The sequence below is a fragment of the Mesobacterium pallidum genome (genome assembly GCF_019966535.1).
In the GTDB taxonomy this organism is placed as follows: domain Bacteria; phylum Pseudomonadota; class Alphaproteobacteria; order Rhodobacterales; family Rhodobacteraceae; genus Mesobacterium; species Mesobacterium pallidum.
In genome coordinates this window covers 55,410-70,595 of record NZ_JAIMID010000008.1, presented here as the reverse complement: position 1 = coordinate 70,595, position 15,186 = coordinate 55,410, and the positions used below count along the sequence as shown (strand labels likewise).

General features: G+C 65.9%; 16 protein-coding genes. 15 read left to right on the top strand and 1 reads right to left on the bottom strand.

Features of this window, described 5'->3' with window-relative positions:
- Positions 1-3: 3 nt before the first annotated feature.
- Positions 4-756: a bifunctional demethylmenaquinone methyltransferase/2-methoxy-6-polyprenyl-1,4-benzoquinol methylase UbiE gene (ubiE, locus tag MF270_RS13025; RefSeq protein WP_238366334.1), complete on the bottom strand. Its 753-nt coding sequence runs from the start codon at positions 754-756 to the stop codon at positions 4-6.
- 97 nt (positions 757-853) lie between these two features.
- Here ubiE and MF270_RS13020 point away from each other — a divergent pair, with 97 nt between their 5' ends.
- The 15 genes from MF270_RS13020 (at position 854) to MF270_RS12950 (ending at position 15,103) form a co-directional block, all read left to right on the top strand.
- Entirely contained in the window at positions 854-1,453 is a 600-nt protein-coding gene (locus MF270_RS13020; RefSeq protein WP_238366333.1) for a hypothetical protein, read from the top strand.
- Positions 1,454-1,561: 108 nt separating this feature from the next.
- A complete protein-coding gene (locus MF270_RS13015; protein WP_238366332.1) occupies positions 1,562-1,804 on the top strand; it encodes a hypothetical protein in 243 nt (80 codons plus the stop codon).
- 63 nt (positions 1,805-1,867) lie between these two features.
- Entirely contained in the window at positions 1,868-2,719 is an 852-nt protein-coding gene (mutM, locus tag MF270_RS13010; RefSeq protein ID WP_238366331.1) for a bifunctional DNA-formamidopyrimidine glycosylase/DNA-(apurinic or apyrimidinic site) lyase, read from the top strand.
- A 64-nt stretch (positions 2,720-2,783) separates the two neighbouring features.
- Positions 2,784-3,560: an enoyl-CoA hydratase gene (locus tag MF270_RS13005; RefSeq protein WP_238366330.1), complete on the top strand. Its 777-nt coding sequence runs from the start codon at positions 2,784-2,786 to the stop codon at positions 3,558-3,560.
- Positions 3,561-3,712: 152 nt separating this feature from the next.
- Positions 3,713-3,976 (top strand): 30S ribosomal protein S20, encoded by a 264-nt coding sequence (gene rpsT, locus MF270_RS13000; protein WP_238366329.1) that lies wholly within the window; start codon positions 3,713-3,715, stop codon positions 3,974-3,976.
- 488 nt (positions 3,977-4,464) lie between these two features.
- Positions 4,465-5,817 (top strand): chromosomal replication initiator protein DnaA, encoded by a 1,353-nt coding sequence (dnaA, locus tag MF270_RS12995; RefSeq protein ID WP_238366328.1) that lies wholly within the window; start codon positions 4,465-4,467, stop codon positions 5,815-5,817.
- Positions 5,818-5,979: 162 nt separating this feature from the next.
- Positions 5,980-7,098 carry a DNA polymerase III subunit beta gene (gene dnaN, locus MF270_RS12990; protein ID WP_238366327.1) on the top strand — a complete coding sequence of 373 codons (1,119 nt, stop codon included), beginning with the start codon at positions 5,980-5,982 and terminating at the stop codon, positions 7,096-7,098.
- A 67-nt stretch (positions 7,099-7,165) separates the two neighbouring features.
- Entirely contained in the window at positions 7,166-8,272 is a 1,107-nt protein-coding gene (gene recF, locus MF270_RS12985; protein ID WP_238366326.1) for a DNA replication/repair protein RecF, read from the top strand.
- A complete protein-coding gene (locus MF270_RS12980) occupies positions 8,269-8,889 on the top strand; it encodes a LysE family translocator (RefSeq protein WP_238366325.1) in 621 nt (206 codons plus the stop codon). The genes recF and MF270_RS12980 overlap by 4 nt, the downstream gene beginning before the upstream one ends.
- Positions 8,890-8,995: 106 nt before the next feature.
- Positions 8,996-11,431, top strand: a complete 2,436-nt coding sequence (gene gyrB / locus MF270_RS12975; RefSeq protein WP_238366324.1) for a DNA topoisomerase (ATP-hydrolyzing) subunit B — start codon at positions 8,996-8,998, stop codon at positions 11,429-11,431.
- 113 nt (positions 11,432-11,544) lie between these two features.
- Positions 11,545-11,850 (top strand): hypothetical protein, encoded by a 306-nt coding sequence (locus MF270_RS12970; RefSeq protein ID WP_238366323.1) that lies wholly within the window; start codon positions 11,545-11,547, stop codon positions 11,848-11,850.
- Between the two features lie 80 nt (positions 11,851-11,930).
- A complete protein-coding gene (locus MF270_RS12965) occupies positions 11,931-12,380 on the top strand; it encodes a DoxX family protein (RefSeq protein WP_238366322.1) in 450 nt (149 codons plus the stop codon).
- On the top strand, positions 12,380-12,859 hold the full coding sequence (locus MF270_RS12960) for a VOC family protein (RefSeq protein WP_238366321.1): 480 nt from the start codon (positions 12,380-12,382) through the stop codon (positions 12,857-12,859). Before MF270_RS12965 ends, MF270_RS12960 begins: the two co-directional genes overlap by 1 nt.
- 18 nt (positions 12,860-12,877) lie before the next feature.
- Positions 12,878-13,246, top strand: a complete 369-nt coding sequence (locus MF270_RS12955) for a VOC family protein (RefSeq protein WP_238366320.1) — start codon at positions 12,878-12,880, stop codon at positions 13,244-13,246.
- A gap of 237 nt (positions 13,247-13,483) precedes the next feature.
- Complete coding sequence (locus tag MF270_RS12950) at positions 13,484-15,103, top strand: NAD(P)-binding domain-containing protein (RefSeq protein ID WP_238366319.1); 1,620 nt, start codon at positions 13,484-13,486, stop codon at positions 15,101-15,103.
- Positions 15,104-15,186: the final 83 nt, after the last annotated feature.

Below are 15,186 nucleotides of genomic sequence, written 5' to 3'. Positions count from 1 at the left end.
GGCTCAGATCTTCCAGCCGGAGTGCAGGGCGGCGACGCCCAGGGTCAGGTTGCGGTACTTGGCATTCGCGAACCCGGCCTGTTTCACCATGCCCAGGAACGTTTCCTGGTCCGGGAACTTGCGGATCGATTCGACCAGGTACTGGTAGCTGTCGCGGTCATTGGCGATGATCTGGCCCATCACGGGGATCACGTTGAACGAATAGCGGTCATAGGCCCATTGCATCGCCGGGTTCGGCAGCTGGCTGAACTCGAGCACCATGAGCCGCCCGCCGGGACGCAGCACGCGGAACGCCTCGTTCAGCGCCTCTTGCGGGCGGGTGACGTTCCGGATGCCAAAGCTGATCGTGTAGACGTCGAAGGTATTGTCCGGAAAGGGCAGGGCCATCGCGTCGCCCACCACCCAGTCGAGGCTTTCGGCCATCGCCCCGGCCTCGGCGCGTTTGCGGCCCTCGACCAGCATCGGCTCGGTCAGGTCCAGCACGGTGGCATGGCCCCGGCCCGCGCGCTTGAGGAACCGGAACGAGATGTCGCCGGTCCCGCCCGCCACATCGAGCAGCTTTTGTCCGGGCCGGGGCGCCAGCCAGTCCATCATCGCGTCTTTCCAGATGCGGTGGATGCCGCCGCTCATCACGTCGTTCATGATGTCGTATTTCGACGCGACCGAGTTGAAGACGCCCTGAACGCGGCCGGCCTTTTCGGATTCCGGCACGTCCTGGAAACCGAAATGTGTGGTGCGGGTGTTGTCCTGGGTCATGCAATCTGTCCGTTTGCGCCCCATTGGCGCCTGAGGGTGCAGATAATACGCGGGGCACCAAAGAACAAACGACCTTTTGACGCGCGAGGGGCGGCGCATGTGGATCCATTACCTGTGGCTGGCAACGATGATCGCCCTCGTGACGTGGAAAGTGCTGGGCCGGTTCGCCGGGTTCCGGCGGCTTTTGGGCTTTGCGCCGCTGGTCCCCGACAGCGGCGGGCTGCCGCGAAAGGCGGCCTGGCCCGGCCCCGCGACGCTGCCCGTGACGGCGACCTACAGCGCCGGGATCCGCCCTCGGGCGCTGGCGCTGGTCGCGCTTGGCGCCGTGCTGTCGCTGGGGTTCGCCGAATGGCAGGCCCTGCTGGGGATCGACCGCTCGATCGGTTACCTGATTGCCGTCATCTCGGGGCCTTACCTGGCCTGGCTGGCCGCCTATGTCTTCCTGTTCCGCGCCAGATTTGACGGGACCGAGCTGCAGACGATCACATTCGGTCTCAAGCCGGTCTTCGCCGACCTGCGCCAGCTCACCTCGGTCGAGCTGGACCCGAGCGGGCAGTACCGGCTGCAATTCCGGGATGGCTTGGTGGTGAACCTGATGGCCGGCGTGGATGACCGGGCCGGGATGCGCGCGCGCCTGCTGGCGGCAAGCCCCGTGACCGCGCCGCCGCATGGGGCGGCCAACAGGATTCGCCTCTAGGTCGCGCAAAGGATCCGATCCTGCCCGATTTTGGACACAAGCGCCCCTTTACCTGATCTTGACCGCGGCGGGACTGTCCCGCCCGGCACCGACAATCAGGAGAGAGAGATGCTTATCGTTCTCTGTGGCGCCGCGGTGGCTGCGCTTTGTGTCCTGAGTGAATTGGGTGTGTTCAAGAAGTCCAACGAGCGGGTTGCCACGGTGGCCCGGAATGTCACGCAATCGGCATGGTCCGGTGTGCGGGGCAAGATCGACGGCGCCGTGCTCTGGCCCCGGCTGGCCGCCATGGGCCTTGGCACCGCCACGGTGGCCGTGGGCGTCCCGCTGGTGGCGCTTGGCATGGGTCTCTGACGACGCTGTTGACAGGCGGCGCCGACACACCGACATGAAGGGCGACCCTCGAAAGGCCCCTTCATGCCCGAATTGCCCGAAGTCGAAACCGTCCGCGCGGGGCTTGCCCCCGCGATGGAGGGTCATCGCATCGCGAGAGCCGAGGTCAACCGGCCGGACCTGCGATGGCCCTTTCCCGACCGCATGGCCGACCGGCTGACGGGCGCGGGCGTGCGGCAGCTGCGGCGGCGGTCCAAGTACATCTTGGCCGATCTCGACACCGGCGAATCGCTGCTGATCCACCTTGGCATGTCCGGCCGGATGACCGTGTCGGGCGACCCGCTGGGGCGTTTCGTCCATGACCACCCGGCGGCGCAGAAACACGACCACGTGGTGCTGCACATGGACAACGGCGCGCGGATCACCTTCAACGACGCGCGCCGCTTCGGCGCGATGGACCTGATGCCCACGGACGGGGCCGAGACGCACCCCCTGCTTGCCGCGCTTGGCCCCGAACCGCTGGGCAATGCCTTTTCCGAAAGCTACCTCGTCGCCGCGCTGAAGGGGCGGAAGACGCCGATCAAGGCCGCGCTGCTTGACCAGAAGATCGTCGCGGGGCTGGGCAACATCTATGTCTGCGAAGCGCTTTTTCGCGCCGGTATCGCGCCCACTCGCAAGGCGGCGAACATCTCGGCGCCCCGTGTCGCGGGGCTGGTGCCGATCATCCGCGACGTTCTGTCCGAGGCGATCGCGGCCGGCGGATCGTCCCTGCGCGACTACCGCCAGGCAGACGGCGAGCTGGGCTATTTCCAGCACACATTCGCGGTCTATGGCCGCGAGGGCCAGCCCTGCCGCACCCCTGGCTGCGAAGGTCTCATCCGCCGCACGGTGCAGTCCGGCCGGTCGTCGTTCCATTGCGTCAACTGCCAAAGATAGCTTGAACGACGGGTCAGGAATGATAAGGCTTCAGAACTGACCGAAACGGACGGAGCCAGTTCTGATGGCCTACGAGACGATCATCGTCGCAATTTCCGATCATGTCTGCACAATCACGCTCAACCGGCCCGACGCGCTAAACGCGCTGAACGACCAGCTTCTCAAAGAGCTGGCCGGCGCGATGACCGAGGCGCAGGCCAACGACAAGGTGCGCTGCATCGTGGTGACGGGGTCGGAAAAGGCCTTTGCCGCGGGTGCGGACATCAAGATGATGTCGGAAAAGACCTTTGTGGATGTCTTTGCCGGGGATCTCTTTACCCCCGAAAGCGAAGAGATCCTGCGCGTGCGCAAGCCGATCATCGCGGCGGTGTCGGGCTTTGCCCTGGGCGGCGGCTGCGAACTGGCCATGATGTGCGACTTCATCATCGCCAGCGACACGGCCAAGTTCGGCCAGCCCGAGATCAACCTGGGCGTCATGGCCGGCCTTGGCGGCACGCAGCGCCTGACCCGCGCCATCGGCAAGTCCAAGGCGATGGACATGAACCTCACGGGCCGCTTCATGGATGCCGAGGAGGCTGAACGCGCCGGACTCGTCAGCCGCGTCGTGCCCGTCAAGAAGCTGGCCGAAGAGGCACAGGCCGCCGCCGCCAAGATCGCCGAGAAGTCGATGATCGCCGTCATGGCGGTCAAGGAATCGGTGAACCGGTCCTACGAGATGACCCTGCGCGAGGGGCTGCTGTTCGAACGGCGCGTGTTCCACTCGCTGTTCGCGTCCGAAGATCAAAAAGAAGGCATGGCCGCCTTCACCGAAAAGCGGTCGCCGCAGTTCCGCGACCGCTGATAGACCCTTTGCAAGCGGCGGCTTTTGCTCTATAGGCCGCCGCTACATGCGCGTGATGCCCGCTTTGGCAAGAGAATCGGTCAGCCCTATCGGGGCACTCCGGGTCATTTCGTGCGACGACATTTGAACAGACCCGAAGATCGGAGCTCATCATGGCCAACACGCCGCAGTCCAAGAAACGCGCTCGTCAGAACGAGAAGCGCTTCGCCATCAACAAAGCCCGCCGTTCCCGCATCCGCACCTTCCTCCGCAAGGTCGAAGAGGCCATCGCCTCTGGCGACAAGGATGCCGCCGCCGCAGCCTTCCGCGCAGCCCAGCCCGAGCTGATGCGCGGCGTCACCAAGGGCGTGTTCCACAAGAACACCGCATCGCGCAAACTGTCGCGTCTTTCGGCACGGGTCAAAGCGCTCGGCTGAACGCCGTAATCGTTTGAGAAATAAGGGCGCCGTTCCGCGGCGCCCTTATTTTGTTGGCCATACGGGAAAGCACGGCCAGAGATTCTTTTCACCGAATGTCTGAGTCAAGATCGAAGTTCGGTTGCCCGCCCCAAGGCCTCGTTGGTAGTTTCAACCTGCGATTCACGTCGCCCTGGGGGTTCAGGAAAAGCCAGGGATCAAGGCCGGTTTCTGCTCCGGTCCAGACCCTGAAAGTCGGCCGCGCCGATCTGTCCGGAAACGGGCAGCCAACGGCGTTTTGACACATAAATTCCCCGGGGCCACGCATGTTGCGCGGTCGTGATGCTGCACGGGACAGGCAGCGTCATGCTCAGAACAACAGAAGTAACGCGGGCAGTCGCCTGACCCGTCGCATGGGAGCGACGGGAACGGTGGAATATTGGCATGGGGCATCGTGCGGCGCTGGTCTGGGCGTTCGTTGGTGTCCGAACACGGGGAAAAAGAGGTAGATGACACAAGAGCAGTGGGGAGCCTTGCAAAATTCGATCCGCGAGAGTCTGGGGCCAAGCACCTACACGACCTGGATCGAACCGCTGGAGTTTCAGGGGGTGGACAACGGCGTCGTGAGTTTCGGTGTGCCGACCAGTTTCTTCGGCAATTACGTCTCGCAGCACTATGGCGAGATGCTGCTGTACAAGATCCAGCGCTCGGGGACCGAGGCGCGCCGCGTGGCGTTCCTGACCTCGGCCAATTCGACCCGCAAGCCCGAGTTGCCCGCTGCCAAGCCGGAAGCCGACGTGCCCCGCGTCGCCGAGGTGGTCGATGCCGGTGCCCCGCTTGATCCGCGGTTCACCTTCGAGTCGTTCGTCGTCGGCAAACCGAACGAGCTGGCGCATGCCGCCGCGCGCCGGGTGGCCGAGGGCGGCGAGGTCACGTTCAACCCGCTGTTCCTCTACGGCGGCGTCGGCCTGGGCAAGACGCACCTGATGCATGCCATCGCCTGGGAACTGCAGCAGCGCGCGCCCGAGAAGGTGGTGCTGTACCTGTCCGCCGAGCAGTTCATGTACCGCTTCGTTCAGGCGCTGCGCGACAAGACGATGATGGAATTCAAGCAGATGTTCCGCTCGGTCGACGTGCTGATGGTCGACGACGTGCAGTTCATCGCCGGCAAGGATTCCACGCAGGAAGAGTTCTTCCACACCTTCAACGCCCTGGTCGATCAGCGCAAACAGATCATCATCTCGGCCGACCGCGCCCCGGGCGAGATCAAGGGCCTCGAGGAACGCATCAAGTCGCGCCTGCAGTGCGGGCTGATCGTCGACCTGCACCCGACCGATTACGAGCTGCGCCTGGGCATCCTGCAAGCCAAGTCCGAACAGCAGGCCGTCACGCATCCCAGTGTTGAATTGGACCCGCGCGTGCTGGAATTCCTCGCCCTGCGCATCTCGACCAACGTCCGCGTGCTTGAAGGAGCGTTGACGCGGCTGTACGCCTTTGCCTCGCTGGTTGGCCAGCGGATCACGATGGAACTGGCGCAGGACTGCCTTGCCGACGTGCTGCGCGCCTCCGAGCGCAAGATCACCATCGAGGAGATCCAGCGCAAGGTCTCCGAGCATTACAACATCCGCCTTTCGGACATGATCGGCCCCAAGCGCCTGCGCCTGATCGCGCGGCCGCGGCAGGTGGCGATGTACCTGTGCAAGCACATGACCTCGCGGTCGCTGCCCGAGATCGGGCGCCACTTTGGCGGGCGTGACCACACCACCGTGATGCACGGGGTCAAGCGGATCGACGAGCTGAAGCAGCAGGACGGGCAGATCGCAGAGGATCTCGAGATGCTGCGCCGGGCGCTCGAAGCCTGACAGAAGTGCCATTTCGACACCAGAGGGCTCCTGCCATGGGCAGGGGCCCTTGTGGTGCTTGACCCCGGTCAGGGAAAACGAAAGAACAAGCGGTAAATTGCTTGTGACCCGGGCTGGATGCGCTAACGTGGCCGTCCGGGCAGATATCTGGAGCGAAGGGCCATGAAACTCAGCATCGAACGCGGCACGTTGCTCAAGGCCGTTTCCCAGGCCCAATCCGTGGTCGAACGGCGCAACACGATCCCGATCCTCGCCAACGTTCTGATCGAGGCAGAGGGCAACACCGTGCAGTTCCGCGCCACCGACCTCGACATCGAGGTGGTCGACCGCGCACCCGCCATGGTGGAACGCGCCGGGTCCACCACGGTCAGCGCCGTGACCCTGCACGAGATCGTGCGCAAGCTGCCCGACGGGGCGCTGGTCACGTTGACCGACGATGGCGCCGCCGGGCGGCTGACGGTCGAGGCGGGGCGCTCGAACTTCAACCTCGCCACGCTGCCGAAAGAGGATTTCCCGGTCATGGCCTCGTCGGAGTATTCGGCGAATTTCTCGGCCAAGGCCGAGGTGCTGCGGCGCCTCTTCGACAAGTCCAAGTTCGCGATCTCGACCGAAGAGACGCGCTATTACCTCAACGGCGTCTACATGCATGTCGCCGATGGCGATGGCGGCCAGGTGCTGCGCTGCGTGGCGACCGATGGTCACCGGCTGGCGCGGATCGACGCGCCCCTGCCCGAGGGCGCGGGCGCCATGCCCGGCGTGATCGTGCCGCGCAAGACCGTGGGCGAACTGCGCAAGCTGCTGGAAGAGGATGACATGGACATCGCCGTCTCGGTCTCCGAGACCAAGGTGCGCTTTGCCACGCCCGACATCACGCTGACGTCGAAGGTGATCGACGGCACCTTCCCCGATTACACCCGCGTGATCCCGCAGGGGAACACCCGCCGGATGGAGGTGGACGCCACCGATTTCGCCAAGGCGGTCGACCGGGTGGCGACGGTCAGCTCCGAGCGGTCGCGCGCGGTCAAGATGAGCCTCGACGAAGATCGGCTGATCCTGTCGGTCAACGCCCCCGACAGCGGCGCGGCCGAGGAAGAGCTGGCCGTGGCCTATAGCGACGAGCGGCTCGAGATAGGCTTCAACGCCAAGTACCTGCTGGAAATCGCCTCCCAGGTGGACCGCGAGAACGCGGTGTTCCTGTTCAACTCGGCCGGCGATCCGACTCTGATGCGCGAAGGCAACGACGAGACGGCGGTCTATGTCGTCATGCCGATGCGCGTGTGAGACCCGTCTTGCCGGAGATTTCAGGCCTCCGGCGGGAGTATTTTCGGAATAATGAAGGCAGGGGACGATGGGACAGCTGTACCTTTCGTCCCTGAGCCTGTCGCATTTCCGGTCGCACAAGCGGGCCGCCATGGCCTGCGACGGGCGGCCGGTGGCGATCTATGGGCCGAACGGCGCGGGCAAGACCAACATCCTCGAGGCGGTGTCGCTGATGTCCCCGGGGCGCGGCCTGCGCCGGTCGAGCGCGGAGGAGATGACGCGACGGCCCGAGGCGCTGGGCTGGAAGGTGTCGGGCCTGCTGCACACGCTGGGCGCCGTGCACGAGGTCGAGACCTGGTCCGACAAGGGCGCGGCGCGGCAGGTGCGGGTCGATGGCAAGAGCGCGGGGCAGGTCACGCTGGGGCGGCTGGCGCGGGTGCTGTGGCTGGTGCCGTCCATGGACCGGCTCTGGATCGAGGGGGCCGAGGGACGGCGCCGGTTCCTCGACCGCGCGACGCTGAGCTTCGAGCCGGGACATGCCGATGCCTCCCTGACCTACGAGAAGGCCATGCGCGAGCGCAATCGCCTGCTGAAGGACCAGGTGCGCGATGCCCATTGGTATCGCGCGCTGGAAGGGCAGATGGCCGAGGCGGGCGCGGCGATCCATGTGGCCCGGCAGGCGGCGCTGGAGGCGCTGCGGGCGGCGCAGGAGGCGGCCGAGACCGCCTTTCCCGCCGCCGAGCTGGAGCTGATCCAGTCCGAGGGCGAGATGCCCGCAAGCGCCGAGGCGCTGGCGGACGCGCTGGCCGAGAGCCGGCCGCGCGACATGATGGCGGGCCGCACGCTGGTCGGGCCGCATCGCAGCGACCTGGCGGCGGTCTATGCCGCCAAGGGCGTGCCGGCCAGGGATTGCTCGACCGGGGAGCAGAAGGCGCTGCTGGTTTCGCTGATCCTCGCCAATGCGCGGGCGTTGGCGGGCGGGTTCGGGGCGCCACCGCTCTTGCTGCTCGACGAGGTGTCGGCCCATCTTGACTCCGCCCGCCGCGCGGCGCTTTACGACGAGATCTGCGCCCTGGGCGCGCAGGCCTGGATGACGGGCACGGGCCCGGAGCTGTTCGAAGACCTGGGGGATCGCGCCCAGAGGATCCACGTGACCGACGAGGCCGGGATCAGCCACGTGGAGATGCTGGAATGACCGTGACCGCCTGGGACCTGACGCTTTATGCCGGGGCGCTGCTGGTGCTGTTCCTGACCCCCGGCCCGGTCTGGGTGGCGCTGATCGCCCGTTCCATGTCCGGCGGGTTCCACGCCGCCTGGCCGCTTGCGCTTGGCGTGGTGATCGGTGACGTGCTCTGGAGCCTCCTGGCCATTCTCGGCGTCAGCTGGATCGTCGGCCTTTACGGCGGCTTCCTCGAGCTGTTGAAATGGGTGGCCTGCGCGACCTTCCTGATCATGGGTTGGCTGGTGCTGAAGAACGCCAGCAAGACCATCGCAAGCAATTCGCGGCTGACGCGGCCGGGCATGTGGGCGGGCTTTGCCGCCGGGTTGGCCGTCATCATCGGCAATCCCAAGGCGATCCTGTTCTACATGGGGATGCTGCCGGGCTTCTTCGACCTCGGGGCCCTGCGCTGGCCCGACATCGCCGCCATCGCAGGCCTGTCGGCGGTGATCCCGCTGTTCGGAAACCTTGTCCTCGGCCTGTCGATCGACCGGGCGAAGCGGCTGCTTTCCTCGCCCACCGCGATCCGCCGGATGAACGTCACGGCGGGCTGGCTGCTGGTCCTCGTGGGGCTGGTCATCCCCTTTACCTGACGCGGCGCGAATCGGCCCTGTCAGGGCACTAAATATTGTGCCAATCGCGTGACATTACCCCCTGAAACCCCTATAAATTCCGCAACTCAAGGAGCGGAAATCAGGCATGTCCGAGAACGCGCAAGCGCAACCCGAATACGGCGCAGATTCCATCAAGGTTCTCAAAGGCTTGGAGGCTGTCCGCAAGCGTCCCGGCATGTATATCGGGGACACCGACGACGGGTCCGGCCTGCACCACATGGTCTACGAGGTCGTGGACAACGGCATCGACGAGGCGCTGGCCGGCCACGCCACCGAGGTGCGGGTGAAAATCCACGCGGATTCCAGCGTTTCGGTCCGTGACAACGGCCGCGGAATCCCGGTCGACATCCACCAGGAGGAAGGTGTCTCGGCGGCCGAGGTCATCATGACCCAGCTGCATGCCGGGGGAAAATTCGACAGCAATTCTTACAAGGTCTCCGGCGGTCTGCACGGCGTGGGCGTGTCGGTGGTGAACGCGCTGTCGGTCTGGCTCGAGCTGACGATCTGGCGCAAGGGCAAGGTCCATTTCGCCAGGTTCGAACATGGCGACACGACCGAGCATCTGCGCGTCATCGGCGATGCCGGGGACCAGACCGGGACCGAGGTGCGTTTCCTTGCCTCGGCCAAGACGCATTCGCCCGAGGGCACGTTCTCGAACCTCGAGTTCGATTTCCACACGCTGGAAAAGCGCCTGCGCGAGCTTGCGTTCCTGAACTCGGGCGTCCGGATCATCCTCGAGGACGAGCGGCCGGTGGAGCCGCTGAAGAGCGAGCTGTTCTACGAGGGCGGCGTCAGGGAATTCGTCAAGTACCTCGACCGCTCCAAGTCCAGCGTCATGACCGAGCCGATCTACATCACCGGCGAACGGGACGACATCGGCGTCGAGATCGCGATGTGGTGGAACGACAGCTACCACGAGAACGTGCTGCCCTTTACCAACAACATCCCGCAGCGCGATGGCGGCACCCACGTGGCGGGCTTCCGTGGCGCGCTGACGCGGACGATCACGCGCTATGCGCAGGAAAGCGGGATCGCCAAGAGGGAAAAGATCAACTTCACCGGCGACGACGCGCGCGAGGGGCTGACCTGCGTGCTGTCGGTCAAGGTGCCCGATCCGAAATTTTCCAGCCAGACCAAGGACAAGCTGGTGTCGTCCGAGGTGCGCCCGGCGGTCGAGGGGCTGATGAACGAACGCCTTGGTCTCTGGTTCGAGGAGAACCCGAACGAGGCCAAGATCATCGTCGGCAAGATCGTCGAGGCGGCGCTGGCGCGCGAAGCGGCGCGCAAGGCGCGCGAGCTGACGCGGCGCAAGACGGCCATGGACGTGAACTTCCTGGCCGGCAAGCTCAAGGATTGCTCGGAAAAGGATCCGTCCAAGACCGAAGTCTTCCTGGTCGAGGGTGACAGCGCCGGCGGCTCGGCCCAGACCGGGCGTGACCGGCGGACCCAGGCGATCCTGCCGCTCAAGGGCAAGATCCTGAACGTGGAACGGGCGCGGTTCGACAAGATGCTGGGCAGCCAGGAGATCGGCAACCTCGTCATGGCGCTGGGCACCGGCATCGGCCGCGACGAGTTCAACATCGAAAAGCTGCGGTACCACAAGATCGTCATCATGACCGATGCCGACGTGGACGGCGCGCATATCCGCACGTTGCTGCTGACCTTCTTCTACCGGCAGATGCCCGAGCTGATCGAGGGCGGGTATCTCTACATCGCGCAGCCGCCGCTCTACAAGGTCAGCCGGGGCAAGTCCGAGGTCTACCTCAAGGACCAGGCCGCGATGGACGATTACCTGGTCCAGCAGGGGGTCGATGGCGCCTATCTCAAGCTGGGCACTGGCGAAGAGTTGTCCGGCCAGGACCTGATCCGCGTGGTCGAGGAAGCGCGGCAGCTCAAGCGCGTGCTTCAGGCCTTTCCGACCCATTACCCGCGTCACATCCTGGAACAGGCGGCCATCGCCGGCGCCTTCGTGCCGGGGGCGGTGGACCGCGACCTGCAGGGCGTGGCGGACCGGGTGGCCGTGCGGCTGGACCTGATCGCGCTGGAATACGAACGCGGCTGGTCGGGCCGGATCACCCAGGACATGGGCGTCCGCCTGACCCGCATCCTGCGCGGCGTCGAAGAGGTTCGCACCCTGGATGGCCCCATGCTGCGTTCGGGCGAGGCGCGCAAGACCGGCTCCTTCACCCAGTCGTTGCAAGAGATCTACGGCGTGCCCGCCACGCTGCACCGCAAGGATCGGCACCAGCTGATCTACGGCCCGCTGGATCTGCTGCAGGCAATCCTGGACGAAGGCCAGAAGGGTCTGACGCTGCAACGCTACAAGGGTCTGGGCGAAATGAACCCCGACCAGCTGTGGGAAACCACGCTCGATCCGGATGCCCGCACCCTGTTGCAGGTCCGCGTCGACGACATGGTCGAGGCGGATGACCTGTTCACCAAGCTGATGGGCGACGTGGTGGAACCGCGGCGCGAGTTCATCCAGCAGAACGCGCTGAGCGTCGAGAACCTCGACTTCTGATCCCGCCCCTGTGCGCCCGCGCGCCTCACCTGTGTGTGAGGCGCGGCCTCGGGGTCTTGCGGTTTCTGCGCTGCGGCGTCACCTAAAGCCGTGAGCCACAGACCGGAGCACGCATGTTGCGCTGCCGCACGCTATGCCTGTTTCTGACCACGATCCTGCTGCAGGCCCTGCTGCCGGTGCAGGCCGGGGCCACGGCCGCGTGCTCGGGCAACGTCACCATCTCTGATGTCTGCGCCGCACCCGGAACGGCCGCGCCGACCCGGACCGCGGCTGAAAAGCCCTGCCTGACCTGCGTCGTCCCGGTGGGTGCGCAGATCCCCCTGCGCGCCGCCGAGCAGACCGCGCTGGCCCCGGCGCCGGTCGTCGCCCCGAGGCAGGGCCGGGTGATACGGCCCGACAGGCGACCTCCGCGCGTCTGATCTCCATCCCACGCACGCGGCGCCTTCGCGCCTGACGAAAGCGACGCCTCCGGGCGATCGCACCTCATGGAGATATGAAAATGACCGATACCACCCAGACCCGCCCGGCGCTGCTGCTGCCGGCCCTCGCCCCGCTCTACGCCGCCGCCACCCCGCTGGCCCTTCTCTGGCTGCGCGTCATCTGCGGCATTGCCCTGATGGTCCACGGCTGGCCTAAGATCCAGAACCCCACCGGCGCGGCCGACATGGTTGCCGGCCTGGGCTTTGCGCCCGGCTGGCTCTGGTCGATCCTGCTGTCGGTGACCGAGTTCACCAGCGGCGCCCTGCTGGTCCTCGGCCTGCTGACTCGGCTTGCCGCCGGCGGCGCTACGGTTATCCTGCTCGTGGCCGCCTATTTCCACTGGGTCGCCCTGGGCCAGGGATATGGCGGCGCCGAGCTGGCGCTGATCTGGTCGGCGGTGACCCTCACCTTCCTCGCCCGGGGCGGCGGCCGCTTCTCGGTCGACCACCTGCTGCGGAAGGAGCTGTGATGCAGAGACGGGACGTGATCCTGGGGGCGGGCGCCGCGGCGCTTGCCTCCTCCCTGCCGGGGCTGGCGGCGGCGGGCAATGCCCTGCCGCTGTCGGCGCCGATCCACGTGGGCCAGGTGGGCCTGCGCACCCGCGACGCCGAGGCACTGGCTGCCTGGTACGCCGAGGCAGTGGGCCTGCGCGAGCTTGCCCGCGACGGCGACACGATCTGGCTGGGCGCCGGCACGACGCCGCTGCTGGCCCTGATCCAGCAGGACGGGCTGACCCTGGCCGGCCCGCGCGAGGCGGGACTGTTCCACACCGCCTTCCTGCTGCCGTCGCGCCGGGACCTGGCCAACTGGATCGCGATGGCGATGGACGCGATGATCCCCGTGTCCGGCACCGCGAACCACCGGGTGAGCGAGGCGATCTACCTCACCGATCCCGAGGGCAACGGCGTCGAGATCTATGCCGATACCCCGCAGCAAAGCTGGGAATAGACAGGCGGCAAGGTCCGGATGGGCACCTATGCGCTTGACGTGCAGGGGATCATGGGCACGCTCGGGACCATGCCCCCCAGCTGGCGCGGCGCGCCGGAGGGGACGTCGGTCGGGCATGTTCACCTCAAGGTCGGCAACGCGCCTCGCGCCGGGCGCTGGTGGCGCGAGACGCTGGGATTCGACGCGGTCAGCAGCCGCGACGACGCGGTGTTCCTGTCGACCGGCGGCTACCATCACCACATCGCGGTGAACCAGTGGCTCAGTGCCGGCGCCGGGCGGCGGTCCGACCGCGAAACGGGTCTGGATTTCGTGCAACTGGTCCGACGCGACGGCGGTGCGGCCGATTCCTTCGAGGACGATTGGGGCACCCGGATCCGGCTGGGATGACCCCCCGGGGCGAAGGCCAGGCGCCTTCGCCCCGACCGCGCAACCCTGCGATAAGGCCAAGCCATGGGCGTCCCGCCCACTCCACGCAACGTGCCACCGGAAAATTCGTCGCGCAGGCGAATTAGCATGTTGCAGCCGCGCGAAACCCCCGTTTACCTTTGATTGAAAATTGGGGTCACGGGCGCCAGGACGGCGTCCCAGGAAGGGTCAAGGACACTCATGACACAGCGCGAACACATGGTTGACGTCTGCATTATCGGCTCGGGTCCGGCCGGGCTGCAGGCGGGATACTTACTTGGAAAGAAGGGGATTTCCTACCAGATCCTCGAACGCGGACCCAAGGTCTGCAGCTTTTTCCGCAAGTTCCCGCGGCATCGCCAGTTCATCTCGATCAACAAGGTGCACACCGGGCTTTCGGACCCCGTCACGCGCCTGCGGTATGACTGGAATTCGCTGATCAACGACGAAGGCCTCAACTTTGGCGATTACAGCCGGAAGTACTTTCCGCCTGCCGACGAATTCGTGCGCTACGCCGAGGATTTCGCGGCGTTGCTTGGCGACAACATCCGCTGCGACGCCGATGTGGTCGAGATATCCAAGCCCGACGACATGTTCACGGTCCGCTGCGCCGACGGCAGCGTGACCCGCGCCGGCCAGGTGATCGTCGCGACCGGCGTGTCGCAGCCCTGGGACGCGGGGATCGAAGGGTCCGAGCATTTCGACAACTACGTGGATTTCGACCCGACGCCGGAAACCTACGACAACAAGCGCGTGCTGATCCTCGGCAAGGGCAACTCGGCCTTCGAGACGGCGGATTCGCTGATCGAACATGCCGCGTCGATCCACGTGATGTCGCCGAACCCGGTCAAGTTCGCCTGGCAGACCCACTTTGTCGGCCACCTGCGGGCGGTCAACAACAACTTCCTCGACACCTACCAGCTGAAATCGCAGAACGCGGTGATCGACGCGCGCGTGACCAAGGTCGAGAAGACCGGCGAGGTTTACACCGTGACCGCCGCCATGGGCGCGGCCGAGGGGCACGAGATCGTGCTGACCTATGACCACATCATCGGTTGCACCGGCTTCCGCTTTGACGCCGACATCTTTGCCGAGGACATCCGCCCTGCGCTCTGCCACATGGACAAGTTCCCGGTGATGACCGCTCAGTGGGAAAGCGAAAGCACCCCGGGCCTGTTCTTTGCCGGCACGATCATGCAGGCGCGCGATTTCAAGAAGACCATGTCGGGCTTTGTCCACGGCTTCCGCCACAACGTCGCATGCCTCGCGCAGTTCGTGGCCGGCCGCGTCACGGGCGAAGCCTACCCGACCACGACCCTGCCCACGGGCACGCAAGAGCTGACCACGGCGATCATCGACCGGCTGTCGACCAACGCCGGGCTGTTCCTGCAACCGGGCTTCATGACCGACGCGATCGTGCTCGACGGCGCGGACGCGGGGCTGTCCTACCAGGACGTGCCGCTGGCCTGGGTGCACGAGGCGCCGGGGATCGCTGGCCGTGACTACCTGACCGTGACGCTGGAATACGGCGATTTCGGCGGCAACTCGCTGCACGTCAAACGGTCGCACAACGTGAACGGAGAGACGCCGGACGCCTTCATCCATCCGGTCATTCGTCTCTATCGCGGGGGAAAACACGTCTCCGAGGTGCACTTGGCCGACCATCTGGACGCCGACTGGCGCCCGCGTGAAGACCGCGACCCGAACGCCGCGACCGTGCTGCGGATGACCTTCCGCGACGCGGGCCAGACCCTGCCGCCATCGGAAGTGGCGCAGCGGCAGCTGTCGGGATTCCTGGCGGCCCAGGGCTTCGGCGCAATCAGCGAAGCGGCCGAGTAACCGCCCCGAACGGCCCCGTGCATCACGTCTTGTGATGCACGGGCGCACATTTGAACGATTGACCAACGCGATTATCCGCGCAA

What these genes read in the sequence shown, in the direction of transcription:
- ubiE (WP_238366334.1), bottom strand. Translation starts at nt 756, where the DNA reads ATGACCCAGGACAACACCCGCACCACACATTTCGGTTTCCAGGACGTG.
- MF270_RS13020 (WP_238366333.1), top strand. Translation starts at nt 854, where the DNA reads ATGTGGATCCATTACCTGTGGCTGGCAACGATGATCGCCCTCGTGACG.
- MF270_RS13015 (WP_238366332.1), top strand. Translation starts at nt 1,562, where the DNA reads ATGCTTATCGTTCTCTGTGGCGCCGCGGTGGCTGCGCTTTGTGTCCTG.
- mutM (WP_238366331.1), top strand. Translation starts at nt 1,868, where the DNA reads ATGCCCGAATTGCCCGAAGTCGAAACCGTCCGCGCGGGGCTTGCCCCC.
- MF270_RS13005 (WP_238366330.1), top strand. Translation starts at nt 2,784, where the DNA reads ATGGCCTACGAGACGATCATCGTCGCAATTTCCGATCATGTCTGCACA.
- rpsT (WP_238366329.1), top strand. Translation starts at nt 3,713, where the DNA reads ATGGCCAACACGCCGCAGTCCAAGAAACGCGCTCGTCAGAACGAGAAG.
- dnaA (WP_238366328.1), top strand. Translation starts at nt 4,465, where the DNA reads ATGACACAAGAGCAGTGGGGAGCCTTGCAAAATTCGATCCGCGAGAGT.
- dnaN (WP_238366327.1), top strand. Translation starts at nt 5,980, where the DNA reads ATGAAACTCAGCATCGAACGCGGCACGTTGCTCAAGGCCGTTTCCCAG.
- recF (WP_238366326.1), top strand. Translation starts at nt 7,166, where the DNA reads ATGGGACAGCTGTACCTTTCGTCCCTGAGCCTGTCGCATTTCCGGTCG.
- MF270_RS12980 (WP_238366325.1), top strand. Translation starts at nt 8,269, where the DNA reads ATGACCGTGACCGCCTGGGACCTGACGCTTTATGCCGGGGCGCTGCTG.
- gyrB (WP_238366324.1), top strand. Translation starts at nt 8,996, where the DNA reads ATGTCCGAGAACGCGCAAGCGCAACCCGAATACGGCGCAGATTCCATC.
- MF270_RS12970 (WP_238366323.1), top strand. Translation starts at nt 11,545, where the DNA reads ATGTTGCGCTGCCGCACGCTATGCCTGTTTCTGACCACGATCCTGCTG.
- MF270_RS12965 (WP_238366322.1), top strand. Translation starts at nt 11,931, where the DNA reads ATGACCGATACCACCCAGACCCGCCCGGCGCTGCTGCTGCCGGCCCTC.
- MF270_RS12960 (WP_238366321.1), top strand. Translation starts at nt 12,380, where the DNA reads ATGCAGAGACGGGACGTGATCCTGGGGGCGGGCGCCGCGGCGCTTGCC.
- MF270_RS12955 (WP_238366320.1), top strand. Translation starts at nt 12,878, where the DNA reads ATGGGCACCTATGCGCTTGACGTGCAGGGGATCATGGGCACGCTCGGG.
- MF270_RS12950 (WP_238366319.1), top strand. Translation starts at nt 13,484, where the DNA reads ATGGTTGACGTCTGCATTATCGGCTCGGGTCCGGCCGGGCTGCAGGCG.